Genomic DNA, 1,228 nt, shown 5'->3' with positions numbered 1-1,228 from the left:
TTGAAACTTACCATGTCTCTACCCTCCGCAACCCCTCTTTATGCAACAACGCCGCAAGATTAACTAAATTTTTGCGAAACATTGTCCCAGTTTCTAATGCCTCACTGATCTGAAAAGCCTGTTTGGGACATCGAACAAGAGAAAAAACTTCATTTCTGTCAACAAAATTCACTGATCCTTTACTCAAACTTCAAAAAGTCTAGCCATAGATTAAAGGAATTGTAAAGAAGAAGCTCGATCGAGATCTACTACAGACTTCTGAGCGGACAAGTCAGCGAACCCTTACCCAACACGGGAGGATGACTGATGAAACGCCTCACCCCTGCGATCGCTATCACAGCATCAAGTTTGACGGCTGTTTTGGCAATGACCGATCGCGCTCAATCCACCAATCTACCTAACGTTCAGCTAGTGGGTCTGGCTGCCAAAAACACGCTCGTCTCTTTTAACCCCAATAACCCGACTAAAAGTAAGAGTCTACAAGTTCAAGGAATCGCCGGGACTTTGATTGGCATTGATGTGCGTCCCTCCAACGGGCTACTCTACGGTCTGACAAACCGCAGCCAAGTTTACACCATCAATCCCACAACTGGAGAAACGAAACTGATCAGCACGCTGTCGATTCCCTTTAAGCCAGGGTTTAGCACTGCGATCAACTTCAATCCGGTGCCCGATCTGCTGCGCGTCGTCAATGCAGATGGACAAAATCTCCGCATCAATGTAGACAGCGGCATGGTGATGGTAGACAAGCCGTTAAACTATGCTCAAGATGACCCCAATGCAAAGAGTCAGCCGCGTGTGGGTGCCGTGTCTTACACCAATGCTTTTCCGGGGCCGCCTTCACCAACCGGAGTTATGCCTCCAACGCGCACCACTCAACTGTTTGACATCGATTCTCGCCGCGATGTTCTCGTCCTGCAAAACCCGCCCAATGATGGCACGCTTAGAACGATCGGTGCTCTAGGCGTTAACTTCAACACGGTTGCTGGGTTTGAAATCTTCTCACCGCGTGCAGGGGTCAATACTGCCTTTGCTGTCGCCAATTCCACGCTGTACACAATTAATCTTTCAACGGGTGCCGCTACAACCGTCGGGAACGCTCGTGGAATGAAATTGATAGGGTTGACAGCGCTTCCAATGTCGAATTGAGGATGAGGGATGAGGGATGAGGGATGAGGGATGAACGGCATTGCTGAATCTGGGTGTGAATCGCCAATGAAAGTCCGAA

Annotated in this window: 1 protein-coding gene; it reads left to right on the top strand. The window is 49.0% G+C overall.

Annotation, left to right across the window (positions count from 1 at the left end; translation table 11 throughout):
• Positions 1 to 306 precede the first annotated feature (306 nt).
• Complete coding sequence (locus tag ACKFKF_RS35075; RefSeq protein ID WP_446871948.1) at positions 307 to 1,149, top strand: DUF4394 domain-containing protein; 843 nt, start codon at positions 307 to 309, stop codon at positions 1,147 to 1,149.
• The last annotated feature ends 79 nt before the right edge of the window (positions 1,150 to 1,228 follow it).

The organism is Phormidesmis sp. 146-12, from assembly GCF_052939495.1.
The sequence above is the reverse complement of the archived record's forward strand: the minus strand, read 5'-3'. Positions and strand labels throughout refer to the sequence as shown.